This window comes from Campylobacter sp. MIT 12-8780 (assembly GCF_006864535.1).
Lineage (GTDB): Bacteria > Campylobacterota > Campylobacteria > Campylobacterales > Campylobacteraceae > Campylobacter_D.
In genome coordinates this window covers 148,908-174,792 of sequence record NZ_QHLL01000001.1, presented here as the reverse complement: position 1 = coordinate 174,792, position 25,885 = coordinate 148,908, and the positions used below count along the sequence as shown (strand labels likewise).

Here is a 25,885-nt window from a genome sequence, read left to right as displayed (position 1 = left end):
AAATAAATTTTTATTTTTTTTCATAAATACACTTTTGCCCTAAAATACGCACTCAAATAATGCTATTTTTTCAATTTTAAGAGCTTTTTATCTCTTAAAAATAAGCTTTTTTGATACTTTAAGCAAATTTTAAACAAAAAAATCTGTTTTTTTGGTTACAATACTCGCACTAATTCAAAATTTTAGTGAAGGAGATTTCGTATGAAATTAGTAAAGTTAAGTTTAGCAGCTGCTATCGCTGCAGGTTCGTTTTCAGCACTTAACGCTGTTTCTTTAGAAGATGCGATTAAGAATGTTGATTTTACAGGTCAATTAAGATACCGCTATGATACAGCTGCTTGGGATGAGTTTGATAGAAACGCTCAAAGTACAATGAATGGCGACAATGCAAGACAAACTCATAGATTCCGTGCAAGATTAGCTGCAAAAGCTGATATTGGCGATGGCTTCAAAGTATTTGGACAAGTTCAATACGGACAAGACAATAATGGTGGTTATGGAGCAGGTAATACAACTGCAACCGGCGAGACTTTTAAACTTCGTCAAGCATATTTGCAATATGACTTAGCCGATTATGGCACTAGCTTCATCTGGGGTAAGCAAGAACTTGGCACCATTTGGACTGATGATATGGTAGGAATGGCTGCTAAAGCTCTTTATACTGGCATAGATGGCTTAACTTTAGCTGCTTTTGCTGTAGATAGTTTTGAAGCAGATGGAGAAAGAGCTTTCCAAAGACCTACAACTAATGTTGATGCTGTTGGTAGCAATGCAGCAGATTTCATCTTTAGACAAAATTTCTATGGTGCAGCTGCTATAGGTGCGTATGATTTGGGTGGTTCTACTCTTGATACTCAACTTTGGTTAGGTTATTTGAATAAAAGAGCATTCTTCTACGCTCTTGATGTAGTGTATGGCTTACCTATCGATCAAGACTTAAGCTGGACTCTTCAAGTCAATTACTTAGGTAACTCTTTGGATTCTACTGTAAAAGATAAATTTGGTAGCGATAGTGTAGCTAATGGTAACTTTGTAAATCTTAGAGGAACAATCAAAGGTTATGGCTTTGATGGCACACTTGGTGGGGTAATGTATGGTAAAAAAGGTAAAACTACTATTAACATGATCGAAGATAGAAGCTATAAAGTGCTTCCAGCTGGTAAGGAAATCTTCTATATGCAAGGTTCTAACCTTACAGATAGCTTCGGACAAAATACCTTTGGTTATGTAACTGCTGGTTATACTCTTCCATCTGATCTAAGACTTGGCGTTCAATTTATCTATGGTGCAACTACTGCTGATGCAGGCACTGCTCAAACTTCTGCTGGTGCAGGTGGCGGCGATAAAATGGAAGCTGTAGCAGAAGTAAGCTACAACTATACTAAAAACCTTGACTTCTTGCTTTACTATTCTTATCTTGATGTAAAAGCTAAAGCAGAAGCTGGCGTTGCAGATGATTATGACACTAAAAAGAATTCAGTTCGTTTCCAAGCGATCTACAAATTCTAATTCATGTTTAAACCGCACAAAGAGGCTTTATGCCTCTTTGCTTTTTTAAAATTCTTTTCTTATTTTTATTAAAATCTTTTTTTAGATTTGTTCTTTTTTAAAATTTAGACTTTAAATTTTGATTTATGGTTTTTACATCCATTCTAAAACTTGACTAAGCTCTTTAGCGACAAAGCATTTTATATCGATTTTTTCAAGAGCTTTAATCGGCACTATAGCATTTTTAAAATGTTGCATACTCGCTTCTTTTAACCTCGTATCAAGGCTAAAAACTTCTCTTATCTCTCCATTTAAACTCAGCTCACCGATAAAGACGCTATCTTTGCTTAAGGGGCGATTTCTAAAGCTTGAGATGATAGCTGCAACCACAGCTAAATCAGCCGCTGTTTCATTGACTTTTACGCCTCCGCTGATATTGATAAACACATCATAATGCCCTAGAGGAATTTCAAGCTTCCGCTCAAGTAAGGCTAAGAGCATATCAAGGCGGTTTTTTTCATAGCCTGTAGTGCTTCGTTTAGGATAGGAGCTTTCACATACTAAAGCTTGCACTTCGATAATCAAAGCTCTAGAGCCCTCCATAATGACGCCTAAAGCACTGCCACTTGTGGCTTTTCCACGCACAAAAAAACGACTTGCTATATCCTTAGCACTGATAAGCCCCCTTGCACTCATCTCAAAAATACCCACCTCACTTGTGTTGCCAAAGCGGTTTTTAAAGCCTCTTAAAAGCCTAATTTCACGCGTAGAATCGCCCTCAAAATAAAGCACCACATCAACCATATGTTCAAGCACTCTAGGACCAGCTATGGCTCCGTCTTTTGTGATGTGTCCTATGATAAAAGTGCTGATATTATGAGCTTTTGAAAGCCTCATCAGCTCAAAAGTGATCTCTCTTACTTGTGTTAAGCTACCAGCTGCTGAAGTGATCTTGTTTGAATACAAAGTTTGAATAGAATCGATAATGAGGACTTCATATCCACCTTTGTGGATTTGAGCGATGATATCTTCAAGACAAAGTTCAGTGAGTAAAAACAGCTCCTTAGCATTTGCTTCAAGGCGATTGGCTCTTAATTTGATCTGCGTTTTACTCTCTTCGCCGCTTACATAAAGCACTTTTGTGCCTTTTTTGGCTAAATTTGAAGCGATTTTAAGCAAAAGCGTGGATTTGCCTACGCCCGGACTTCCGCCGATAAGCACTAAAGAACCTTGCACCAAACCCCCGCCAAGCACCAAATCAAGCTCATGATCATCAGTGCTGATTCGCTTTAAAGTCTCTATCTTCACTTCTTCTATACACACTGCTTCATTTGATGCAGAGCCTAGAGTCGCGATTTCTTTTAAAACAGCGATTTGTTCGGCTTTAAGCTCGATAAAACTATCCCAAGAGCCACAATCAGGACATTTTCCAAGCCATTTGCTTTGCTGGTTACCACAATGCTGACATTCAAAAATCACACTTTTGTTTTTTGCCATAACTTCCCTTTTTTCAAAAGCTTATTGTAGCTCATTTTTCTTAAGCAAAAACTAAAATTGATCTTTGCATTTGAAATTTCAAAAAACACTTTAAATTTATATCGTAGGTTTTGAATTTATTTTTTTATGGTAGAATTTAGCCCTATTTTTAAAGGGGTTGTAAGATGTTTTATCATGATACGCGTTTTGCAAAAAGCTTTATTTTGCTTTTTGTGTTAAACTCTTTTTTTATCACACTGGCACAAATTTATAATCTTCCTAAACTTTTTGATATGTATTGGTTTTACTCGTTTTTTTACCGCGAAAGTATGCTTTTTTGCACATATTTTTTAGCTTTTTGTTTGATTTATTTTATCAAGATACAATGGTTTCAAAAGCTCTTTTTAGCCTGTGTTATAACCTTAAGCGTGTTATTTTTTCTTATCAATCTTTTTATGCTGTATCATTTTGAAGTAACTTTAAATGATTATCTTGTGAGCGTAGCGTTGCAAAGTGATCCAAGAGAGAGTAAAGAATTTTTCATCACTTATTTTGACTTGAAATTCTGCCTTTTAGCGTTTTTATTTTGCGTGCTTTTTTACCTTGTGTATAAGTATGCAAGGGCTTTAAAACAGGGGGGGGGGAGTCGCGTTATTTTGCTTGTGTTTGTTTTGCTTTTGCTTTTTGTTACCGCAGCTCATATTTTTAAATTTCGCCCACATTATGAAAGGGCTTCTGATGTGATATACAACACCGCAGTTGCTGTAAATGGAAGCTTGAAAAAGATTCTTTCTTCGATGAAAGAATACGAAAAAATCTCGCATGATTATGATGCGTTTATTAAAGATTTAAACTACACTCAAGCAAGCAAAGAAGATCAAATTCAAAACCTTGTTTTAATCATCGGTGAATCCGCACAAAGAAATCTAATGCAAATTTATGGTTATAAGCTTAAAAATACTCCAAATTTAAGCAAGCTTAAAGATGAAAAACCTAAGAATTTGCTTGTATTTGATGATGTTATCTCTTCAAGAGCTACGACTTATGAGTCTCTTTCGCAAGTTTTAAGCTTTGCAAATCAAGAAAATAGTAACAAAGAATGGTTTGAATACCTTAATCTTATCGATGCGATGAGACTTGGAGGCTATAAAAATGTAAATATTTCCAATCAAGAAAAATTCAGTATCTTTGATAAGGCTTCAACGACGATTTTTGGGCGAAGTGATGAGGTTCATTGGGCGAGTTTAAGCTCGTATTTTGAAAACTCAAAACCTGATGAGAAAATTTTACCCCTTATTGATAAAGTCTTAGCCAAACAATACAAACCCTTGTTTTTAAGCGTGCATATCATGGGAAATCACGCCATATACTATAACCGCTATCCAAAAGAATTTGCCATTTTTAGCGAAAAAGATATACAAAGTAAATTTGGCAAGAAAACAAGGGCAGAGTATGCAAATGCTGTGCTTTATACAGATTTTGTATTAAGCGAAGTGATTAAGAAATTTCAAGATACAGATAGCCTTATCATCTATATCAGCGATCATGGTGAAGATGTGTATGATAGCGGTGAAGAATACCAGCTTCACAACGATGTAAAGATAAATCGCTTTATGGTGGAAGTGCCTTTTATCATCTATGCAAGCGATACTTTTCAAGCAAAACACCCAAAAGCTTATGAAAAGATAGTTAAGGCTCAAAATCGCCCTTTTATGCTTGATGATCTTGTCCATGCTATCATTGATATAGCTGGCTTTAATATAGACGGCTTTGAAGCAAAGCGAAGTCTTTTTGCCGATGATCCTAGTTTTTTAGAAAATAGGGCAAGAAGAGTAGGTAAAAGCGCTCAAAAAGATTATGATAAAGAGCTGAAAAATCAGCTTTTTAATACCAAATAAAACAAAAAAGATATAAAATGCCTTGTAAGATACAATTTATCTGCAAGGCACTTAAAAAAGGTTTTGCAAGCTGTGAATTTCTAAGAGATAATTAAAATACAAATTTATACTCATTCTTATTTTAATTTCAAAATTTTTATGTTATAATGAATGCAATTTATTTTTAGAAAGGAAAGAAAATGAGTAAAAAGATCACACTCTCACTTGCAGGATTTGTAGCATTAAGCTCTTTTGCAAGTTTAAATGCTGTCTCTTTGGAAGATGCGATTAAAAATGTTGATTTTACAGGAACTTTAAGATATCGTTATGATACTTTTAGAGAAAAAGGTGCAGCAGAGCAAACTGATAGCCAACTTCATAAAATGAGAGCACAGCTTGGTGCAGCTGCAAATATAGGCGATGGCTTAAAAGTCGTTGGTATGCTTGATTATAATTACGATGGTGCTGCAGATGATGGTGGCTATGGTGCTGGCTCAAGCACAAAGACAAATCAGCCTTTTTATCTAAGAGAAGCATATTTGCAGTATGACGCTGCTGATTATGGCACAAGCATAATGCTCGGTCGTCAGTCTTTAAATACGATTTGGACAGACAATGATATAGATGGCTCAGTAGGTATGGTCGGTAAAATCATCAACCAAAGCTTAGAAGGCGTTACACTTGCTGCATTTGCTGTGGATAGTGTTAATAATGATGGGGATTTTGTAGGTGCTGGTTCTCGTCCTGAATGGTCTCAAGGCGATGGAACTCGTCCTACTCGTCCGGGCATAACAACTACTGTAGTAGATCAAAATGATGATCCAACCGGCGAAATCATTACCGGAAAGTATGACGATCTTAAAGACGCTATATTCTCAAATAATATTTATGGTGCGGCTGCTATTATCGACTATAGCGAACAAGCTGGTGTTACAGGACAACTTTGGGTAGGTTATGTGCCAAATAGAACTACGCTTGTTGCTGTTGATGCTGGATATACTTTAGCGATTACCGATCAGTTAAATTGGGGCTTGCAAGCTCAATATCTTGGCAATATCTCAGATGATTATCTTAAAAATCACGGCGTTGAGTCTGGCTCACTTTATACTATAGCAGGCACACTTGAAGGCTATGGTTTTGATGGCACTTTAGGCTATACTGCGTATGGTAGAGATGATTCTATCACTTTCAATGTGCTTGAAGATATGGGTGATATTATCACAGCTGGAGAGGAAATTCAAAATACCGATGGCTCAAGCTTGCACGGCTCTTTAGGTAAAAATCAATTTGTTTTTGCAAGCGCTGGTTATACCTTTAATGATATCGTGCGTATAGGCGCTGATTATGTTTATGGTAGCACAAAAATTTGGGAAAACATACAAGATAGAAGCGCAGCAGGTAAGAAACAAGAAATCGTAGGTAGAGTGGATTATAACTACAGCGAAAAACTTGTTTTTTCAGGTTTTTACTCTTATATAACCCAAAAGTCTGATTATCTTTCTAATAGAGGGTATGATGATCCAAAACAAAACAATATCCGCTTTCAAGCCGAGTATAAATTCTAAGCTTGCTTGATAGCTTTTCTTGCTCCTTTTTGGAGCAAGAGCTTTTAAATTTTCATCACAAAATAGCTCAAGTTAAATTTTTAAATCATCATTATTATAAGATACAAAGCGATTTGTTTCATTTTCATTCACTTATATTTTATCTTATTTAGCGAAAAATGTTATCATTGATAAAGATAAATAAACAAGGAAAAAGTTTTGAAAAAGAGTATTTTTGCTTTGGCATTGCTAGGAGTATTTGCAAATTTATCAGCCCAAAGTCTTGATGAGCTTTTTAAAGATAAAGAAGTAAAGGTTTCAGGTGAATTGCGTTTGCGTTATGAAAAGCAAAATGCAAGTGATAAAAGCTTGCTAAGGGATCAAAAAGGCTCTAAAGCAACCCTAAATCTTAGCATAGAATAACAAATCCAAAAGCTCATTTGTATCGCTAAAAGCTTTTGTAAAAAGCCTAATTTACTTGATAAACAATACTTTTATAAGCCATTACCAGCAAAAAATAACGAGCTATTTGCTTATAAGCTCGTATTCTTTGCCGATAAAAAGTTGATTGTCTTTTTCAATCACTGGGCGTTTGATGAGGCTAGGATTTTCAAGAATGAGTTTAAAAAGCGTTTTTTCATCACTACTTGCAAGCTTTTCTTTATTTAGTCCTAGCTTTTTTGCAGTGGTGCCAGCTGTGTTGATAAGCTCGCTAAAACTTTTCTTTTCAAGCCACGATTTTAAAGTCTTTTCATCAAGCTTTTTGATATCTAAAAACGCATACTCAAAGTTTTTTTCGTTTAAAAAATTTAAGCCCTTTTTAACGCTATTGCAGTTTTTGATCCCATATACTTTCATATATTTCCTTAGGCTTTTCTTGCTTTTTTAACCAAATCAGCGATTAAAAAGGCAAGCTCAAGGGCTTGATCGGCATTTAAACGCGGATCGCATTGTGTTTCGTAGCGATTTTGCAGGCTTTCTGCGGTTACATTGCTTGCCCCACCGGTGCATTCGGTTACATCTTGTCCAGTCATCTCAAGATGAACGCCGCCTGGGTAGATACCCTCGCTCATTGAAATTTCAAAAAACATTTTTACTTCTTGCATAATCTTATCAAATTCTCGTGTTTTGAAATTCCCAGCTTTTGTGGTGTTGCCGTGCATTGGATCTATGCTATAAACGATATTTAAGCCTTCTTTGCTCAGTTCTTTAAAGATATGAGGTAAATTTGAGGCGATTTTATCTGCGCCCATTCTAATGATGATATTAAGCCTTCCAGCTTCATTTTTAGGATTTAATGCCTGTGCTATAGCCTTGATATCATCGGCTTTTGCACTTGGTCCTATCTTTACACCTAAAGGATTTTTCACTCCGCTTAAAAAATGAATATGCGCCTCATCAAGCCCACGCGTTCGCTCTCCTATCCAAAGCATATGAGCTGAACAATCGTAAATTTCACCACTTAAGCTATCAACCCTTGTCAAAGCTTCTTCATAAGGCAAAAGCAAGGCTTCGTGAGAAGTATAAACTGAAGTTTCTCTTAGGCTTGGCGAATTTGCAGCAGTAATCCCACAAGCTTGCATAAATTCAAGCGCTTGGGTGATCTTTTCACTCAACTCATCATACTTGCTTCCAAGTTCAGCCTTTTTCAAAAAGCCTAAATTCCAGCGATGCACTTCATGCAAATCAGCCAAACCACCTTTAGCAAATGCACGAAGTAAATTTAAAGTCGTCGCACTTTGATAATACGCTTCTATCATACGTTTAGGATCAGGCTCTCTTGCTTCTTTGCTAAAGTCAAAACCATTGATAATATCGCCTCTATAGCTTGGTAATTTTACACCATCAAGCTCTTCAAAGTCCGCACTTCTAGGCTTTGCAAACTGCCCAGCAAGACGCGCGATTTTCACTATAGGACAGCCTCCAGCAAAGGTAAGCACGATCGCCATTTGCAAGAGAAGTTTAAACATATCGCGGATATTTACAGCTCCAAAGTTTGCAAAGCTTTCTGCACAATCGCCACCTTGAAGCAAAAAAGCTTCTTTTAAAGCGACTTTTTCAAGCTTAGCTTTTAAGTTGCGAACTTCGCCAGCAAAGATAAGTGGAGGTAGTTTTTCAAGACGTGCTAAAACCTCGTTGAGCTCCTTTTCATCGCTATAAGTGGGCTGTTGTTTAATGGGATAATTTTTCCATGAATTTTTTGTCCAAGTCATTATTAAAACCTTAATTTTATATAAATTTTGGCGAGATTATAGCAAAAAATGCTTTAAATTAGGCTTTTGATTTGAGTTTTTTTGTGATTTTGGCTTATTTTTGATAAGAAATTTAAAGCTTAGATATGTTAAAATAAGACTTTGAATTTATAAAAAAGGAGCAGTCATGCAAACTTATCCAAAAGCAGTAGGTGCTTATTCTGCGTTTAGAAAAGTGGGGGATTTGATCTTTATATCAGGACAACTTGGGCTTGATCCACAAACAAATGAGCTTGTCAAAGGCGGTGTTGGCGAGCAAACAAAGCAAGCTTTAAATAATATAAAAGCGATTTTAAAAGAAAATGGCTTAGAAATAAGTCAAGTTGTAAAAACTATGGTGCTTTTAAGTGATATAAGTGATTTTGCGATAATGAATGAGGTGTATGAAAAAGAGTTTCAAGCTCCATTTCCGGCTCGATCAGCCTTTGCGGTAAAGGATTTGCCAAAAGGAGCAAAGGTAGAGATCGAAGCTATCGCGTATAAAGCGTAGGTGGGTTTTAAGGCTTGTGCTTTGGCTTTGCATATTGATGATAAAGCTATTTTTTGAAATAACACAAAGAGGCACAAAGCCTCTTTGTAAAGCATGATTAGAATTTATAAAGTGCTTGGAAACGCACAGTGTTCTTTTTAGAATCATAATCAGCTTGTGCATTAGCTGGCAAATCAGCCTTTGTATCAAGATATGAATACCAAAGCAAGAAGTTAAGGTTTTTGTTGTAATTATAATTTACTTCCGCGACAGCTTCCATTTTATCGCCCCCACCTAGACTAGCAGAAGTTGTGGCATTGCCAGTATCAGCAGCAGTTGCACCATAGATAAATTGAACGCCAAGTCTAAGATCAGATGGAAGAGTATAACCAACCTTTGCATACCCAAAAGTGCTTTGTCCAAAGCTATTTGTGATATTAGAGCCTTTCATATAGAAAATTTCTTTACCAGCTGGTAAAATAGCACTGCTGTAATCTTCGATGAAATTTACACTAAACTCGCCTTTTTTACCATACATCAAGCCACCAAGTGTGCCATCAAAGCCATAACCTTTAATCATTCCGTTAAGTTGGACAAAATTTCCATTTGCGACTTTATGTTGCATTCTCTCAACTCTATCTTTTAAAGCAGAATCAACAGAGTTTCCTAAGTAATTTACTTGCAGAGTCCAGCTTAAGTCTTGATCGATAGGTAAGCCGTATTTTATATCAAGGGCATAAAAAGTCGCTCTTTTGTTAAGATAGGCTAACCAAAGTTGAGTATCAAGGCTTGCACCGCCCAAATCATACGCACCAATAGCTGCCACACCATAGAGGTTTTGTCTAAAAACAAAGTCGCCAGGAGAATCAGCTGTAGTAGCATCACTTGTATAATCATCTAAGTCTTTAAACGCTCTATCAGGATCCCTATCAAAGCTATCTACAGCAAAAGCAGCTAAAGTTAAGCCATCAATACCAGTATAAAGAGCTTTTGCAGCCATTCCTACCATATCTGTAGTCCAAATGGTGCCAAGTTCTTGCCTACCCCAGATGAAGCTAGTGCCATAATCAGCTAAGTCATATTGCAAATATGCTTGACGAAGTTTAAAAGGGCTGTCTGTTTGGGCTTTGTTGCCTGCCCCATAACCGCCATTTGCGTCGTTGCCGTATTCAGTTTGTCCAAATACTTTGAAGCCATCGCCAATATCAGCTTTTGCACCTATTCTTGCACGAAATCTATGGGTTTGTTTTGCATTTTGACCTTGCACAGCACTTTGAGCGCCTCTATTAGCCCCATCCCAAGCACCTGTGTCATAGCGGTATCTTAACTGACCTGTAAAATCCACATTTTTAATCGCATCTTCTAAAGAGATCGCACCCAAGCTCGTAAAAGAACTTAACGCCATACAGCCTACAAGGCTTAACATAATTTTTTTACTCATTTTTCTCCCTTTCAAAAAGTAAAATTATAAACATTCTAACACACAAACATAGGCTTAATATCAAAATAGGGCATAAAATTTACATTTTGGTTACAAAATGTTTAAATTTTTGATAAATCAAATTTGCTATGTGATGAAAATAAAAGTCTTGTTGTTGCAAATTTTTCTAGTTTTTTTTGAATTGAAAGTAAAGACTTAACATTTTATTAACGAAAATGACTTTTTGCACGCACAAATTAAGAAAAATATGTTACAATAAAGTTTAAATTTCATCAAGGAAAATCAATGAAAGATTTGTTTTTGTTTAGCGCTTTGCTTGATCCAAGTCACACCTTTTCGTATTTCTTTCACCTTGCCTTAGTAGCCGTGATTTCAGTGCTTTTGGCAAGATTTGCAACTCGTTCTATGCAACTTGTGCCTCGTGGGACGCAAAACCTAGCTGAAGCATATCTAGAGGGCATTTTAAGCATGGGACGTGATACTATGGGAAGCGAAAAGGCAGCCCGCAAATACCTTCCACTTGTAGCCACTATCGGTTTTATCGTATTTTTTAGCAATATCATCGGCATAATACCAGGCTTTCACGCACCATCAGCCAGTCTTAACCTTACAGCGACTTTGGCTATAGTTGTTTTTGTGTATTATCATTTTGAAGGTATTCGCACTCAAGGCTTTTTGAAGTATTTTGCACACTTTATGGGTCCTGTGCCAGCAATCGCTCCTTTAATGTTTCCTATAGAGATAGTATCGCATTTTTCTCGTATTATTTCGTTATCTTTTCGTCTTTTTGGTAATATCAAAGGTGATGATTTGTTTTTGATGGTTATACTTGCTCTTGTACCTTATATTGCACCACTTCCAGCGTATGTTTTGCTTACTTTTATGGCGTTTTTGCAAGCCTTTATTTTTATGATCTTAACTTATGTATATCTAGCTGGTGCAACCGTGGTTGAGGAAGGTCATTGATCTATATTTATGAATTTTTAAAAGGTGCTAGTCTAGCTTTAATGCTCTTTGGTGCCTTTTATCTTTTTATGCTTTTTCATCATTCTTTTATCTATCTTGCTTTGGGTGCTCTTCCGGGTTTTGTTTTGTTTGTACTTGTTTGCTTGTGTATAGAAAATTTAAATTTAAGAAAGAAATTAGAAAAAAGCTAATTTATCATAATATAAACTATCAAAAGTAATAAATACATGATAAAAACAAGAATACTTGCTTTTTTCGAAGAAAGCCATGTTTTCTTTATCTTTTTTCTTTTGTTTAAATTTATTAGATTTTGAATTTGTTTTTGTTCTTGTTCAAATTGCTTGTATTGATCTGAAAGAAAAGAATCTATTTCTTGTGAATTTTCTATTTTGCGGATAAGCTCATCAAACTCACTATCACCCTTAAAATACTCATAGAGTGTGTGCGTAGTGTTTGGTTTTGCTGGCTCTTTTTGTGTATTGTTTTGAGTAGAGCTGAAAAATTGTTCTTTGCGTGAGTTTAAATCATTTTTATTATGCTGAGTGAAATCTTGCTTTTCTGGTTGCGGGATAAACTCTTTTTTTTCTTGCTTTTGTTCATTGGGAAAATGAGAATTTGTAGTGTTTTGCTTATTTTTTTCTTGTTTTAAGGCATTAGAGCTGTCGTTTTTACTTAAATCTGGCTGATCTTGCACAGATATAAAGTCCTCTTGAGCTTTTATCTTATGTTGCTTTTTTCTTTCTTGTAAAGAGTGTTTAAAATTTGTTTCTTGAATGTTTGTGTCATTAGTAAAGCTTTGTGCTTTCTTTTGAACTTCTTTTTCATCGAGGATAGTTTGGAGATTTTTTTCTAAATTTTGGGTGTAATCTTCAAGTCTTTTGCCAAAATCTCGTGCTTTTTCTATTCTTCTAGATCGCCTTTGTTCCCTTCTTTGCTGGGCATTTTGCAAAAACTCATTCATCTTTAGCCTTGAAAAAGCTTATATTCAAGCTTTTTCATTTTTATTTTTTGAACTGAGTTTATCAAGTAAATTTTTGCCTAATTCACTTTGTGCAAGCCCTTCAAGCATAGCGCCAAGTTGTGTGCCACCTTTAGCAGAGAAAAACTCGCTTACACTTTTTAGCCCTTCATTGACATTGCCATTATTTGCATTTGCAATGATTTTAATATCAGCTTTATCAAGGGCTTTTGCCTGTTCAATCCCTATGGCTTGAGAAGCTTCAATTTGGCGGATTGAGATGAGGTAGTTTTGATAGCCTTGATTTTCTCCTATTTCTTGAGCAAGAGAAATTTGTGCTTCAATCGGCGCCATTTGCATAAGCTTTTCACTTTGAGCCTTTGCAGCACCTTCAAGCTCTATACCCTTTGACTCCTTGCTTTTCATTTCAAGTAAAGCCTCGGCTTCTCTTTTTTTAGACTCAAGTAAAGCTTCAGCTTTTAAAATATCTTTTTGCTTATCACCCTCTGCGTTGATAATCGCTGTTTGTTTAATCTCTTCAGCCTTTACGACATTAACATCCTTAGTAATCTCAGCTCTCTTAACATCAGCGACTTTTACAACTTCCATTTCTTTTTCTTTGGTAACCTTTTCTTGCTCTTTGACAAGTTGGGCCGCTTTTTGAGCGGATATATCAACTTCTCTTTGAGATTCAACGGTTTTTAGCCCTACAACTTGCTTTGCGATTTGTTCTTGAATTTGGGTAGCTTGTTCAGCATTGATCTCAGCTATCTCTGCATTTTTGATATTTTCTGCTACTTCTACACGGCTTTGCATTTCTATCAAAGACTTTTTCTTTTCCATTATATTGCGGATCACACTAGAATCTTGACTATCTCTTATATCCATAAGTTCAAGATTCTTAACCGTTTCAACACCCCAGCTTGCAAGCTGCTCTCTTACTTCTTTAGTAAAACTATCTCCAAAAGTGCTTCTTGAGTGCATAATATCTTCAATTTCATGAGAAGAAAGTATGGTTCTAACTGAACCTTGAATGATGGCACGAAGTTGTTCTATAAGCTCATCAAAGCTACTTACTCTTTGAGCAGCAACATTTGAATCCTTAATGCGAAAGAAAGCAGTAATATCCACGATAAAAGGCACTCTGCCCTTGTCATATGCCTCATAACCATTTAGATTAATATCAAAAACAGAAACAGGTAAAACGATCTTAGTGACCCCAAAAATAGGCATCCAAGAAGGCCATTCATAGTAAGTATTGCCATTTCCAGTATCCTTACCATAAGAAGTTGTACTTTTGGCTGATTGGATAATATGCACTTCATTTGTCGCTACTACGCGTCTAAAAAGCATAGCTATAAAGACGATTAAAGCAAGTAAAATAACAAAAAAGCCAAGTATAGATGAGATCAAGGTAAGCATTTTATATCCTTAAAATTTAAAAAATTGCAAAATTATAACATTTATTTTTTTAAAATCAAATTTATGTTACAATTCAAGTCAAAAAAAGGAAAAAAATGTCAAATGCCCTTATACAAAGCCTTGATACAGCACTTAATGAAAAAAAGCTTACTCGAGATATTATCGATGAGTTTGATCAAGAAGAAAAAAGGCTTTCAAACGCACTTTGTGAAAATATCAAGGGCAATGTAGCGCATTTTGAGCAAAGCGATAGCTTTATCTTTGATGCACTAAGTAAGATTAAAGAAAATATCGATGCTATCAATCCACATAATTTTAAGCTTTCTTTTTTTGATAAAATTTTTGGCAAACAAAGTCAAAAATTTAAAAGGTATTTTGAAAAATTTAACTCAAATAAAAGCTTTTTAGATCAGCTTTTAAACAAGCTTGAAGAAGGAAAACAAATTCTTTTAAGAGATAATATCGCTCTTGAACTTGAAGCACAAAAAAATGCAGATTTAAGCAAGCTTTTGCAAGAAAAACTTGCCCTTGTAAAAGAAGCTGATGTGTATGCCCAAAACAAGCTTTTAGAGCTTGAAAATGAATTAAAAACAGAATTTGAAAAACAAATTTTGTTTATTTTGAAACAAAAAATCATAGATTTAAGCCAGCAAATTGCTGTGCATACTCAAGGCGAGCTTGCGATAAAAACGCTGATAAATAATAATAAAGAACTTATCAATGCTGTTGAAAGAACAAAGGCTGTAACACTTAATGCCTTAAGCGTAGCCATCATCACTTCTCAAGGTTTAGAGCAACAAAAACGCGTTTTAGAGGCTGTGCAAGGTATAAATGAACAAACAAGTGATCTAATCGCGCACAATGCAAAGGAGCTTAAAGAGCAAGCTAAAGCTATACAAGAAGGAGCAAGCGAGGCAGTGCTTGATATGGATAAGCTCAAAGTCGCTTTTGATGATGTTTTAGAGGCTTTAAAAAGCACTCAAGAATACAAGCTCAATGCCTTACCAAAAATGAGAGAAAATATCAAAATATTTGATGATTATCTTGCAAAAATGATGAGTTTTAACAAGGCTTGATTTGGCTCATTTTGTCGATAAATTCAATGAAAATTTAGAAAAAATTGATAATTTAGAGCTTTCATTTTACGAAAAAGATTTGCTTTTTAGTGCCTATTATCATCATTTAAATCATCTTAAAATCAGCCCTCAGGCAAAGGAATTGATGCAAAAACTTGGTATAAGTTTTAAACATAAAAATATCTTTATTGCTTCATCTTCAAGCTTTGAAGCTCAAGAAAATAAAGAGTATGAATTTGACTTTTTTGAATGCAAAGAGCAAATGCAGTTTTTGCAAAATCAAAGCGAGCATTTTTTAAAGCAGATCAAACAAATTTTAAATGGAGTTTTAGATAAACGCGAACTTACTTTTTCAAAAATCAATACAATATATAATAAGCTCACTCAAAATAGGGCTCAACTTGAACAAGCTTTAAATGAACTTATAGATAATTTTACGCAAGGATTTAACGATCTTGAAACAAAGCTTCAAGAAGAGCTTAGGTATAAAGGTAATATGCTTTTAACTCAGCTTAATGAGCAAAAAAATTTAGCCGCAAAATTATGCTTTAAAATGCTTGAGCTTAAAAATAAAGAAAAAAGCAAACAGCATGAATTACAAGCACTTATCAAAGAACTTGATGCGTATTTAAGATGATGAAAATCAAGCTTTTTAAAGCATTTTTAAACTCTTTTAAACACAAAAAAAGATATAATAAAGCAAAAAGTTCTTAAAAATAAAGGAAATATAAATGTTTGAGCTTGTCATAGGACTTGAGGTTCATACCCAGCTAAATACCAAAACTAAAATTTTTTGCTCTTGTGCGACTTCTTTTGGAGAAGAGCCAAATACCAATGTCTGCCCTGTTTGTCTAGCCTTACCCGGAGCTCTGCCTGTTTTAAATGAAGAAGCTGTGAAAAAGGCTGTATCTTTTGGTAGGGCTATAAAGGCAAAAATCAATGAAAAGAGTATATTTAATCGCAAAAATTATTTTTATCCAGATTCTCCAAAGGCGTATCAAATTTCACAATTTGACATTCCTATAGTTGAAAATGGCGAGCTTTTTATCAAGCTTGGCGAGCAAAACAAACGCATAGGTATTACAAGAGCTCACTTAGAAGAAGATGCAGGCAAAAATATCCATGAAGCAAGTTTTTCTAAGGTTGATCTTAATCGTTGTGGCACTCCGCTTTTAGAGATAGTGAGTGAACCTGATTTAAGAAGTGCTGATGAAGCGGTGGCGTATCTTAAAAAACTGCATTCTATCATACGTTTTTTAGATATTTCAGATGCAAATATGCAAGAAGGAAGCTTTAGGTGCGATGTCAATGTAAGCATTCGTCCAAAGGGCGATGAGAACTTTTATACAAGGGTTGAGATAAAAAACTTAAATTCTTTCCGCTTTGTGCAAAAAGCTATAGAATATGAGTTAGCAAGGCAAAGTGCGGCTTGGGAAGATGGCACTTATGAAAAAGAAGTGGTGCAAGAAACAAGGCTTTTTAATACCACGACTTTAACTACTCGTTCAATGAGAGGTAAGGAAGAGGCGGCTGAGTATAGGTATTTTCCTGATCCTGATTTATTGCCTGTATTTTTAAAGCCTTCCATGCTTAATGCCAGCTTACCGGAGCTTCCAGATGAGAAAAAAGCTCGTTATATGAGTGAGCTTGGTATAAAAGAAAGCGATGCTGAAGTGCTGATAACAAGCCTTGAATTAAGCCGCTTTTTTGAAAGCTTAATCGCTAGAAAATTAAGCCCAAAACTTTGCGTAACTTGGCTTACAACTGAACTTATGGGGCTTTTAAAGGGCGAGCTTACCATAGAAAATTCACCTATTGATGCAAATAAGCTTGGGGATTTAATAGCTCGCATAGAAGATGGCACTATCTCAGCAAAAGCAGCAAAAGAAGTGCTTGCCTTTGTGTTTGAAAATGTAAATTTTAGCATAGATGAAGCTATAGATAAGCTTGGTTTAAAGCAAGTTAGTGATGATGGTGCTATTGAAAAAATCATCACTGAAGTTTTAGAAAAAAATACCGATAAAGTCGCTGAATATAAAAGTGGCAAGGATAAACTCTTTGGCTTTTTTGTCGGACAAGTGATGAAAGAGGGTAAGGGCGCGTTTAATCCAGCAAAAGTTAATGAACTTCTTAAAGCAAAGCTTGGCTAAATGATCGCTATTATAGGAGCTGGCAAGTGGGGCAGTGCCTTACAAGATGCTTTTTTGCAAAATCAGCCTTGTCTCATTAGCTCGCCTCACACAAGGACTTTGCCTCATTTTGTAAGTATGGCTGAGGCTTTAAAATGTGAATATCTTGTGCTTGCTTTATGGGCTCAAGGACTTGAAGCTTGGCTTAAAGAAAATTTCAAGGACAAGGGGCAAAAAATTTTGCTTGCTTCAAAGGGCATAGATACAAAGTCTTGTAAATTTTTAGATGAGCTTATGGCTGAGTATGTTTCAAGGGATAGAATTTGCGTTTTAAGTGGTCCAAGCTTTGCAGCTGAAATTATGCAAAAACTACCTTGTGCTTTGGTAGTAAGTGGGGAAAATGAAAAACTTTGCAAGGAATTTGCAAGCTTTTTTCCCTCTTATATCAAAGCCTATGTTGATGATGATGTGCGTGGGGCTGAAATTTGTGGGGCGTATAAAAATGTTTTGGCTATAGCTAGTGGGATAAGTGATGGCTTAAAACTTGGCAATAACGCAAGGGCAAGTTTGATCGCAAGAGGACTTGTTGAAATGCAAAGATTTGGCAGCTTTTTTGGAGCAAGCAAGCGGACATTTTTGGGACTTTCTGGGGCTGGGGATTTGTTTTTAACCGCTTCTAGCGTGCTTTCAAGAAATTATAGAGCTGGACTTTTACTAGCTGAGGGCAAAAATAAAGATGAGATTATAAGTGAGCTTAAAGAGGTAGTAGAGGGCATACCAACAGCCTTTGCTATAGAACAAATGGCAAATAAACATGAAATTTACACCCCAATAGTTAGCGAAGTAGCTCAAATTTTAAGAGGAAAAAGCGTAAAGCAGAGTTTAAAAGACTTGTTAAGCTAAAGTGCGCCGTAGCTTTTTTGTATCGTGGTGATATAAGATTAGCTTACTAAGCTTTAAGGCTGAATTTTTACTAAAGAGTGCTTATAGCTCTTGTTGCAAGTGTTTGCAAAGTCCTTCGCAGGCTTTTAAGATAAGTTCGTGGCATTCTTCAAAGGTGTTTGTATAGTAAGGATCAGGTATTTCTTTGTCAGTATTTTCACAAAAGTCTAAAAGATAAAAAAGCTTGTTTTCAAGCCCTTTAAAGTTGCTTTGCACGGCTTTGTAATTCATCTTATCCATAACAAGTATAAGTTCGCTTTCATCGCAAAGCTTTTGGGTGAGTTTTTTGCTGATAAAATGTGTTGCATTTATGCTTTTTTCACTGAGCTTTTTCTTTGTTCTTTTATCCATATCTTCTCCATCATGATAGCCTGCTGTGCCTGCACTTGTGATGCTTAGCTTATCATTTAAGCCGTATTTTTGTGCTAAGTTTTTCATTACAAATTCAGCCATAGGCGATCTGCAGATATTTCCAAGACAAACAAAACAAATTTTCTTCAAAGCCTTATCCTTAATTCAGTAAAAATTTCAAATTCATATAATACAATATTTTTATGAGAAATTTCAAGAAAAATCTTCTTATTTGCTGGTTTGGCGTCTTTACTACAAGTATGGGTTTATCACAACTTGCTCCTATTTTACCCTTTTATATACGCTCTTTGGGGGTAAGTGAGTATGAGCAAATCACTTTTTATTCTGGGCTTTGCTTTGGTATAACGGCTTTGATGATGGCTTTTTGCTCGCCTTTTTGGGGACATTTAACCAACCGCTTTGGCTCAAGATTGATGCTTTTAAGAGCAAGTTTTGGTATGGCTTTTTTAACCCTTTTCCTTGCTTTTGTGCAAAATGTGGAGCAAATCATCATCATAAGGGCTTTAACAGGTTTGGTTTCAGGTTTTACTTCAGCTGCTATTGTTTATATCGCTTTAATCTCGCCAAAAGAAAAAGCAACCTATGCCCTAGCCACGCTTTCTACGGCTTCGGTGAGTGGAAATTTGATAGGTCCTTTGTTTGGGGGTTTGTTTGCCGAGCTTGTAGGCATTCGAGCTTTATTTGTCGTGATTGCCGCACTTTTATTTTGCTCTTTTTTAACGACTTATTTTTTCATCAAAGACAAGGGCAGGGTAGATGAGGGTGTGGATTTGGAATTTAGCCAAACAGGAGCTTTGAAGCAGAATTTAAGCCTCTTGCTTACACTTTTTGCCCTTACTTTTATCATACAAGTAGGCTTTAATGCGGTTATGCCTATTATGTCTTTGTTTGTTGAACAAATTCATCACTCAGCACATTTTATCGCTCTTTGGGCTGGGCTTGTTGTGGCTGCAAGTGGGGTAAGCAATATCATCTTTGCTCCAAAGCTTGGTAAAATAGCTGATAAGATAGGAGCTGGAAAGGTTTTGCTTATAGCACTGGCTTTTTGTGCGGTGATTTTTTATTTGCATTCTTTGGTAGAAAATATCATCGCTTTAATTTTCTTGCGTTTGCTTTTGGGTGTGGGACTTGGTGGGCTTGTGCCTTGTGTGAATGCTTTGTTTAAAAAGATTGTGCCTCAAAAAAAGCTTGGCTTGGTTTTTGGCTTCAATCAAAGTGCTTTTGCGCTTGGAAATTTCATCGGTTCTGTAAGCGGAGGCTTTTTGGCTGGGCTTTATAGCATAGAATTTGTTTTCAAGATGATTAGCGTGATGTTTTTGGTTTTTGCTCTTTACTTTGCTATCTTGCAAAGAAAGAGCATTTTTGCTTAAGCAAGATCAAGAGATACTTTGCCGTTTTTGAGTTCATTTACCCTGACGCGAACGAGATCATTTTCTCTTAAATCGCCTTTGATTTTAGAGCTATGTAAAAGCCCATCAACGCCGTCTCTAAGCTCGATAAAAGCCCCAAAAGGAGCGATATTTTTAACCCTACCTTCAAAAACTTCGCCTATCTCAAAAGGCAAATGATCTTTTTTGAAGCCTCGTTTTTTATCAAATTTGCTTTCTTTTGAAACGATATTGATGATATAATCTTTTGCAGCTTTAACCTGTTCGTTTCTAGCTCCAGCGATTTTTACCTCGCCTTTATCTCTGTCAAGATCGATTGCTACTTCGAATTTTTCAATGATTTCTTTGATAGTTTTGCCTGCTTGTCCGATAATCTCAACGATTTTTGAAGGATCAACGCTGAAAAGCTCAAGTTTTGGTAAAATTTCTTCGTTGATAACGATGTCTTTTTCAGCTTCTTCCATGATGTTTAGTATGTGTAATCTTGCGTCTTTAGCTTGTAATAAAGCTCTTTGTAATGTGTTTTTGTCTATACCACCAAGTTTGATATCCATTTGCAAGGCTGTAATGCCATCTTTGCTTCCAGCGACTTTAAAATCCATATCCCCATCATGATCTTCTAAGCCCATAATATCGGTTAAAACAGCTGTTTTTCCTTCTTCAAACACAAGCCCCATCGCTACTCCAGCTACAAGCTTAGCTGTTTTTACCCCAGCTGCTCTTAATGCCAAAGCCCCGCCACACACGCTTGCCATAGAGCTTGAGCCATTGCTTTCTAAAATTTCAGATACAAGACGGATCACATAAGGATAATTTTCATCAACACTAGGATATAAAGCTCTTTTTGCTAGATTTCCATGCCCTAGCTCTCTTCTACCCGGTGCTTTCATAGGGCTTGCTTCGCCTACTGAAAAGCCCGGAAAATTGTAATTTACCATAAATCTTTCGCTTATACTTGTTTTTTCGGTAAGCAAATCAATCATTTGAGCGTCCGCATCTGTGCCTAAAGTCGCTACCACAAGGGCTTGAGTTTGTCCTCTTGTAAAAAGACAAGAACCATGTGCGTTAGGCAATAAATTTGTTTCTATGCTGATAGGTCGCACTTCATCTAAGCTTCTGCCATCAGCTCTTTTGCCTTCATTGATGATACCTGATCTTACAAATTTTCTTTTAACTTTGTTTAAAGCACTCATTATCGCTTCTTTATCTTCGCTTGCCTTGCTTTTAAGTATGATTTGGGCGATTTTTTCAAGCTCGACAGCTCTTTCGCTTTTTGCCATTTGATAAAGAGCGGCTTTGATTTCGTTAGAATAATTTTTTTCGATATATTCAGCAAGCTCGCTGTGCTCTTCTATGATTTTAAGTTCGATTTCACCTTGTTTTTTGTGTTTGTTAAAGGCTTCTTCATAAGCATTTGAGCCATTTTCTATAGCTTGCATACCAAAATCCAAAGCCCTAATCATCGCATCTTCGCTTAATTCATTCATATTTTGCATACCGCTTGTTAAATTCTCAGCAAAATTACTCTCAAGAGCTAAATTTTCAGTATCATAGCTTGGTAAAGTTCTCATTTCTATCATCAAAAGTTCATCTTTAACGCCAGCTAGATAGAGATCTAGATTGCTTTTTTTAAGTTCAGAGCAAGTTGGATTTAGGATAAACTCACCTTCAATTTGCGCTATTCTTACTCCGCAAACAGGAGCTTTTATCTCTATATCACTTAAATATAAAGCCACGCTTGCTGCATTTAAGCTCATTACTTGAAGATCAACTTCGCTATCAGCTGAGAGCACCATAACAACGATTTGTGTAGGATAAGCATAACCTTTTGGAAAAAGTGGTCTTAAGCTTCTGTCGATAATACGCGCTGTAAGTGTTTCAGCATCGCTTGGTTTGGTTTCTCGCTTGATATATCCGCCCGGAATTTTTCCAGCCGCATATGCTTTTTCGATATACTGCACAGTTAAGGGCAAAAAATCTTCCTCAACTGGTGTGTTTTCCCTTGCAACTGTGGCTAAAACCACGCTTTTGCCTTGACGCATCAAAACAGCTCCACTGGCTTGTTTTGCTACCTTGTCAATATCAAAAATTTCAAGATGATTATTCAGCTCTATGCTATATGTCATCGTTTCTCCTTTAAAATTTAACGATGAATGAGAACAAAGCTTGTTAAATTTTTCATCAAAAGCTTAACAAGCTTTTCTTTCATCGCTCGTTATAATTTATACCCAAAAAAAGATAACTTTGTCTAAACACGCGCTACAAACTACCGACTTGACTTTCATTTTCTTGTAAAGAAAAGTCATACTGCACGCCACCTATTGGGTAGAAATTAAACACAAAATATACGCCATTTTTAGATTTTGCATTAATACCAGCACTTGTAAGTTGTGGATCAATTCGTTCTTTATAGACTATAGAATAATTCCAGCACTTTCGCTGAAAAGTATAGCCTACTTCCCAAGCATTTAAATGTGCTCTTTGTGTATCAAACCACACTCCTGAAAAAAGTTTATAGTTGATATTTGGCGAATAATCCACCCTCGCTCCTATGAAGCTGTGCTTTGTGCTGGTTAAGTTTTCGCTCGCATCATTTTTGTAAGCATGGGTAAAATTAAAATTAAATTTTTGCAAATTCATATCAATTTGACTAATAACTTTTGTAAAACGAGTTTGCGAGTAAGAATATTCAGCTTCATTACTCACAGAAAAATTCTCAGCAAAAAAATACTGCATTAAATTTTGAAAATCTGTAAATTTTTGAGTTTTGGTATCATAGTTGAAATTCAAGCGATGTTTGAGTTTTTTTTCAGCTTCTTTGTTGTAAAAGTATTGACTAATCTTAAGATTTAAGCCATCATCAAAGTCTGTGGGACGCAAAAAATCTTGAGTGATTTCTCCGGTGCTTGCCCCTCTTAAAACATAATCAAGTTCTAAATTTAAAGTATGGTAAAAGTTGTTGTATGCTTTTGCAAGATCAGTATATAAAGCAAGGTTGTGATAATTTTGAATTAAGTATTCTCTATCCTTGCCCCTTGTTCTTCTTGTATAGTCTGCAAAAGAAGCGATAAAAGTTTCAGTGAAATTAAACTGCAAAAAATCATCAAAAAGTGCTTGGTGGTAAGTCAGTGGCAAATTTGCATTCATAAAATTTGCATACACGCCCTCGCTTCTATAATAGCGGTTAAAAGTGCCATCATAAGAATACTGAAATATATTATCAAAAATTCCGTCTAAAAAGCGGTGGTATTGAAAAGAAGGATATTCTTGCAAGGTTGCAGCATTGCTAATGGCTGAGGTATCGATATAATACCTTGCATAAGCAGCATAATAATTATTTTCATCAGCTAAAAAATAATTCATCTTTGAAGTTGCAAGCGAGGTTAAATCTCTATAGTCCCTACGCCCCAAATTCAAGTAATCCACATCATTAAGATAAATCGCATCAAGCCATAAGCCTTCTTGAAAATTGTCTTTAAGAGCAAAGTAATTTTTTAAAAAATCTTGCCTAAGGTATTTAAGCTCCACGCCATCATGACTTTGATTTTTTAAGCCTTCTTTTTCAAAATAATCCTTTCTTTCTCTAAAATACCCAGCATTAAGCTCACCACTTGAGTAAGCTGAGTCCATAAAACGCAAGGTAGAATACACCCCAATGCCTCTTTGAGCCCTAATTTGTGGATCAAATTCTATATCATAATGCTCATCAAAAACAAGATAAATGGGCTGTTCATAAAACAAGCCATCATTTCTGTTAAACTCTATCTTTGGGATTAAAAGTCCGCTTTTTCTTGAGGTATCAACGCTAAAACCAAAATAAGGCAGATAAAAAATCGGCACATTTTTCACATAGAGCTTAGCATTATAAATATGTAAAAAGTTATTTTCTCTGTTAAGCTCGCCTTCACTAAATTTAAGCTGCCAATCCGGATTTTCGACATTACAGCTTGATACGATGGAGTTTTGTCCTATGAAATTTTTATCATTGAGTTCGCTTTTTTGGCTTTGAAACCATACTTCAAGATCGTTATTTGCAAAAAAAAAGTTTTCAAAATTAGCTTCGTTGTTTTCAAGATTAAGCTTTGCATAACACGCTGTAGATCGCTCTTCTTCGCCTCTTAAAACACTAATGTCACCAAAAAGCTCGACTTCTTTGCTTGTTTCGTTGTATATAGCTTTATCAGCCTTGATAAAATACAAATCAGAAAAGATTAAAACTTCATCGTTAGCCTTGATAAGCTCGCCTTCTTTTTGCACGGATTTGGCATAAAAATCAACTTGCGCTGCTTCTAAAAAAAAGCATAAAGGCAAAAGCACAAAGCTAATTTTACGCAAGCTCGATCACCAAAGTTTTAGCAACATAATCTTGCCATGTTTTTTTCAGATCATTTCCCAAAGCCCATGCAAAGCCAAGAAAAAAAGCTGAGCTGCTGATTTGCCTAACTACTGCTCTTAAAGCACTTTGGGCTAAATTTGGCTTATCAAATAAAGCTTGATCAACCACAGCGATTTTACACAGCATTTTTCCAAGCGTAGCGCCATAAAAAGAGATGAAAAGAGTGTGGTAGCAAAATTGCAAAAATACAAGTGCAAAGCTATAATTTGCAAGCATATTCATCATCTCAAGACTATCTTTAGCATTGCTAAGTTGCTCGTAAAAGACAAAGAAAACGATTAAGCTTAAAATAAAATCATCAACCAAAAAGGCAAGCACCCTTTTGCCAATGCTAGCTATTTTTAAGCCTTCCCTATCAAGCTTGTCAAGTATATCATTATTCATTTTAAAACCTGAAAAGCTATGTCTTTTCTGTATTGTTTTCCTTCAAATTCCACATTTTCGCAAAGTTCATAAGCTTTATTTCGAGCTTCTTGTATGCTTTTGCCAAGCCCAACACACACAAGCACTCTGCCTCCATCAGCAAAAAGCTGTCCGTTTTCTAAACTCACTCCAGCATAAGAAATATGGGTATTTTCTGGAATTTCTTTGATATGAATAGGTGTTTTTTCAGAGCTTGAATAAGGATAGTTTTTGCTCGCACACACCACACCTACAGCAAATTCATCTTTAATCTTAATCTGCGTGTGTTTAAGCCTTTTTTCAACGCACGCTAAGATAAGTTCTAAAGGATCATCAAGCAAAGGCATAAGCACTTCGCATTCTGGATCACCAAAACGCACATTGTATTCTAAAACAAAAGGCTTGTTATTAACAACCATAATGCCAGCAAAAAGCACGCCGTTAAATTCATTATCATCAGCTTTCATACCATTTAGTGTTGGTATGATGATATCTCTTTGAATGCGTCTTAAGAGATTTTCATCAGCTAAGGTGCTTGGTGCGTAAGCTCCCATACCTCCTGTGTTTGGTCCTTGATCATTATCTTTGAGTTTTTTGTGATCTTGAGCAACTGGCAAAAGCACAAAATCCGTGCCATCGCACACCGCAAATACGCTCAGCTCAAAGCCATCTAAAAACTCTTCGATAACGATAAGCTTGCCCGCATCACCAAAACTTTTACCACTAAGCATATCTTCACTTGCTTTAAAAGCTTCTTCATAGCTTTGCGCGATGATAACGCCTTTTCCAGCACATAAACCATCAGCTTTGATAACAATTGGCGGCGTAAGTGTTTTAATAAAAGCTTTTGCTTTTTGTAAATCGCTGGTATTGAGAAATTTTGCTGTTTTAATCTTATGTTTTTTTAAAAAACTTTTCATAAAAGACTTTGAAATTTCAAGCATAGCCGCAGCTTTTGTTGGTCCAAAAATAGGGATATTATTTTGTCTAAAAAGATCAACCACGCCTTGTGCTAAAAAACTCTCACCACCGACTATACAAAGATCAAATTCTTTTGCCTTCGCATAGCTTGCGATAACGTTTATATCTTTTAAATTTAAGTTTGTGCCAAGTTTTTGCATCGCTGCATTACCGGGCGCAAAAAAAAGTTCAGTTTTTTTGGGACTTTGCTTTAAAGCTAAAGCGATAGAATACTCTCTAGCCCCGCTGCCTAAGATTAAAATTTTCATAAATATCGCTCCAAATAAAACCCAAATGGTCGTTTGCTAAGATCTGACCCCAAAAAGT

Annotated in this window: 23 protein-coding genes; 12 read left to right on the top strand and 11 right to left on the bottom strand. The window is 35.8% G+C overall.

All coding sequences use genetic code 11. The features are described from left to right. Positions 1 to 201: 201 nt before the first annotated feature. The gene (locus DMB95_RS00845) at positions 202 to 1,509 is read left to right on the top strand and encodes a major outer membrane protein (RefSeq protein WP_142930510.1); all 1,308 of its coding nucleotides are present in this window, start codon (positions 202 to 204) and stop codon (positions 1,507 to 1,509) included. 132 nt (positions 1,510 to 1,641) lie between these two features. Here DMB95_RS00845 and radA read toward each other — a convergent pair whose 3' ends face one another. After that, entirely contained in the window at positions 1,642 to 2,985 is a 1,344-nt protein-coding gene (gene radA / locus DMB95_RS00840) for a DNA repair protein RadA (RefSeq protein ID WP_142930509.1), read from the bottom strand. Between the two features lie 164 nt (positions 2,986 to 3,149). Here radA and DMB95_RS00835 point away from each other — a divergent pair, with 164 nt between their 5' ends. The 3 genes from DMB95_RS00835 (at position 3,150) to DMB95_RS00825 (ending at position 6,808) form a co-directional block, all read left to right on the top strand. Continuing rightward, the gene (locus tag DMB95_RS00835) at positions 3,150 to 4,862 is read left to right on the top strand and encodes a phosphoethanolamine transferase (protein WP_142930508.1); all 1,713 of its coding nucleotides are present in this window, start codon (positions 3,150 to 3,152) and stop codon (positions 4,860 to 4,862) included. A gap of 179 nt (positions 4,863 to 5,041) precedes the next feature. Next, complete coding sequence (locus DMB95_RS00830; RefSeq protein ID WP_142930507.1) at positions 5,042 to 6,406, top strand: major outer membrane protein; 1,365 nt, start codon at positions 5,042 to 5,044, stop codon at positions 6,404 to 6,406. 198 nt (positions 6,407 to 6,604) lie between these two features. Further along, positions 6,605 to 6,808: a hypothetical protein gene (locus tag DMB95_RS00825; protein ID WP_142930506.1), complete on the top strand. Its 204-nt coding sequence runs from the start codon at positions 6,605 to 6,607 to the stop codon at positions 6,806 to 6,808. Positions 6,809 to 6,910: 102 nt separating this feature from the next. Here DMB95_RS00825 and DMB95_RS00820 read toward each other — a convergent pair whose 3' ends face one another. Both DMB95_RS00820 and DMB95_RS00815 read right to left on the bottom strand, forming a co-directional pair. After that, a complete protein-coding gene (locus tag DMB95_RS00820; protein ID WP_142930505.1) occupies positions 6,911 to 7,243 on the bottom strand; it encodes an ArsC/Spx/MgsR family protein in 333 nt (110 codons plus the stop codon). Between the two features lie 8 nt (positions 7,244 to 7,251). Then, complete coding sequence (locus DMB95_RS00815) at positions 7,252 to 8,598, bottom strand: class II 3-deoxy-7-phosphoheptulonate synthase (RefSeq protein ID WP_137632757.1); 1,347 nt, start codon at positions 8,596 to 8,598, stop codon at positions 7,252 to 7,254. A 166-nt stretch (positions 8,599 to 8,764) separates the two neighbouring features. Here DMB95_RS00815 and DMB95_RS00810 point away from each other — a divergent pair, with 166 nt between their 5' ends. Beyond that, entirely contained in the window at positions 8,765 to 9,127 is a 363-nt protein-coding gene (locus DMB95_RS00810; protein WP_142930504.1) for a Rid family detoxifying hydrolase, read from the top strand. Between the two features lie 97 nt (positions 9,128 to 9,224). Here the strand turns inward: DMB95_RS00810 and DMB95_RS00805 are convergent, their stop codons facing one another. Next, positions 9,225 to 10,547 (bottom strand): major outer membrane protein, encoded by a 1,323-nt coding sequence (locus DMB95_RS00805; RefSeq protein ID WP_142930503.1) that lies wholly within the window; start codon positions 10,545 to 10,547, stop codon positions 9,225 to 9,227. A 285-nt stretch (positions 10,548 to 10,832) separates the two neighbouring features. On the opposite strand from DMB95_RS00805, the gene DMB95_RS00800 reads away from it, so the two are divergent. Together DMB95_RS00800 and DMB95_RS00795 are read left to right on the top strand one after the other, a co-directional pair. Beyond that, positions 10,833 to 11,513, top strand: a complete 681-nt coding sequence (locus tag DMB95_RS00800) for a F0F1 ATP synthase subunit A (RefSeq protein ID WP_137632760.1) — start codon at positions 10,833 to 10,835, stop codon at positions 11,511 to 11,513. Next, positions 11,510 to 11,704, top strand: coding sequence for a hypothetical protein (locus DMB95_RS00795; protein WP_142930502.1), 195 nt, complete (start codon positions 11,510 to 11,512; stop codon positions 11,702 to 11,704). The genes DMB95_RS00800 and DMB95_RS00795 overlap by 4 nt, the downstream gene beginning before the upstream one ends. Here the strand turns inward: DMB95_RS00795 and DMB95_RS00790 are convergent. Both DMB95_RS00790 and DMB95_RS00785 read right to left on the bottom strand, forming a co-directional pair. Continuing rightward, entirely contained in the window at positions 11,701 to 12,474 is a 774-nt protein-coding gene (locus tag DMB95_RS00790; protein ID WP_142930501.1) for a hypothetical protein, read from the bottom strand. The genes DMB95_RS00795 and DMB95_RS00790 overlap by 4 nt on opposite strands. A gap of 24 nt (positions 12,475 to 12,498) precedes the next feature. Continuing rightward, a complete protein-coding gene (locus DMB95_RS00785; RefSeq protein WP_137632763.1) occupies positions 12,499 to 13,893 on the bottom strand; it encodes an SPFH domain-containing protein in 1,395 nt (464 codons plus the stop codon). 95 nt (positions 13,894 to 13,988) lie between these two features. Between DMB95_RS00785 and DMB95_RS00780 the strand changes: the two genes are divergently transcribed. The 4 genes from DMB95_RS00780 to DMB95_RS00765 all read left to right on the top strand — a co-directional run bounded on the left by DMB95_RS00780 (position 13,989) and on the right by DMB95_RS00765 (position 18,001). After that, entirely contained in the window at positions 13,989 to 14,969 is a 981-nt protein-coding gene (locus DMB95_RS00780; protein ID WP_142930500.1) for a toxic anion resistance protein, read from the top strand. A gap of 1 nt (position 14,970) precedes the next feature. Then, positions 14,971 to 15,606, top strand: a complete 636-nt coding sequence (locus DMB95_RS00775; protein WP_142930499.1) for a hypothetical protein — start codon at positions 14,971 to 14,973, stop codon at positions 15,604 to 15,606. Positions 15,607 to 15,700: 94 nt separating this feature from the next. Beyond that, positions 15,701 to 17,119 carry an Asp-tRNA(Asn)/Glu-tRNA(Gln) amidotransferase subunit GatB gene (gene gatB, locus DMB95_RS00770; protein ID WP_142930498.1) on the top strand — a complete coding sequence of 473 codons (1,419 nt, stop codon included), beginning with the start codon at positions 15,701 to 15,703 and terminating at the stop codon, positions 17,117 to 17,119. After that, on the top strand, positions 17,120 to 18,001 hold the full coding sequence (locus DMB95_RS00765) for an NAD(P)H-dependent glycerol-3-phosphate dehydrogenase (RefSeq protein ID WP_142930497.1): 882 nt from the start codon (positions 17,120 to 17,122) through the stop codon (positions 17,999 to 18,001). 81 nt (positions 18,002 to 18,082) lie between these two features. On the opposite strand, the gene DMB95_RS00760 is transcribed toward DMB95_RS00765, so the two are convergent. Next, positions 18,083 to 18,541, bottom strand: coding sequence for a low molecular weight protein-tyrosine-phosphatase (locus DMB95_RS00760; RefSeq protein WP_142930496.1), 459 nt, complete (start codon positions 18,539 to 18,541; stop codon positions 18,083 to 18,085). A 53-nt stretch (positions 18,542 to 18,594) separates the two neighbouring features. Here DMB95_RS00760 and DMB95_RS00755 point away from each other — a divergent pair, with 53 nt between their 5' ends. Next, entirely contained in the window at positions 18,595 to 19,782 is a 1,188-nt protein-coding gene (locus DMB95_RS00755) for an MFS transporter (RefSeq protein ID WP_142930495.1), read from the top strand. On the opposite strand, the gene DMB95_RS00750 is transcribed toward DMB95_RS00755, so the two are convergent. The 4 genes from DMB95_RS00750 to purD form a co-directional block, all read right to left on the bottom strand. Then, positions 19,779 to 21,926: a polyribonucleotide nucleotidyltransferase gene (locus DMB95_RS00750; RefSeq protein WP_142930494.1), complete on the bottom strand. Its 2,148-nt coding sequence runs from the start codon at positions 21,924 to 21,926 to the stop codon at positions 19,779 to 19,781. The two genes, DMB95_RS00755 and DMB95_RS00750, sit on opposite strands and share 4 nt — an antisense overlap. A 133-nt stretch (positions 21,927 to 22,059) precedes the next feature. Next, positions 22,060 to 24,135, bottom strand: coding sequence for an LPS-assembly protein LptD (locus tag DMB95_RS00745; protein ID WP_142930493.1), 2,076 nt, complete (start codon positions 24,133 to 24,135; stop codon positions 22,060 to 22,062). Further along, complete coding sequence (locus tag DMB95_RS00740; protein WP_137632772.1) at positions 24,128 to 24,580, bottom strand: RDD family protein; 453 nt, start codon at positions 24,578 to 24,580, stop codon at positions 24,128 to 24,130. Before DMB95_RS00740 ends, DMB95_RS00745 begins: the two co-directional genes overlap by 8 nt. Next, positions 24,577 to 25,827: a phosphoribosylamine--glycine ligase gene (gene purD, locus DMB95_RS00735; RefSeq protein WP_142930492.1), complete on the bottom strand. Its 1,251-nt coding sequence runs from the start codon at positions 25,825 to 25,827 to the stop codon at positions 24,577 to 24,579. The genes DMB95_RS00740 and purD overlap by 4 nt, the downstream gene beginning before the upstream one ends. Between the last annotated feature and the right edge of the window lie 58 nt (positions 25,828 to 25,885).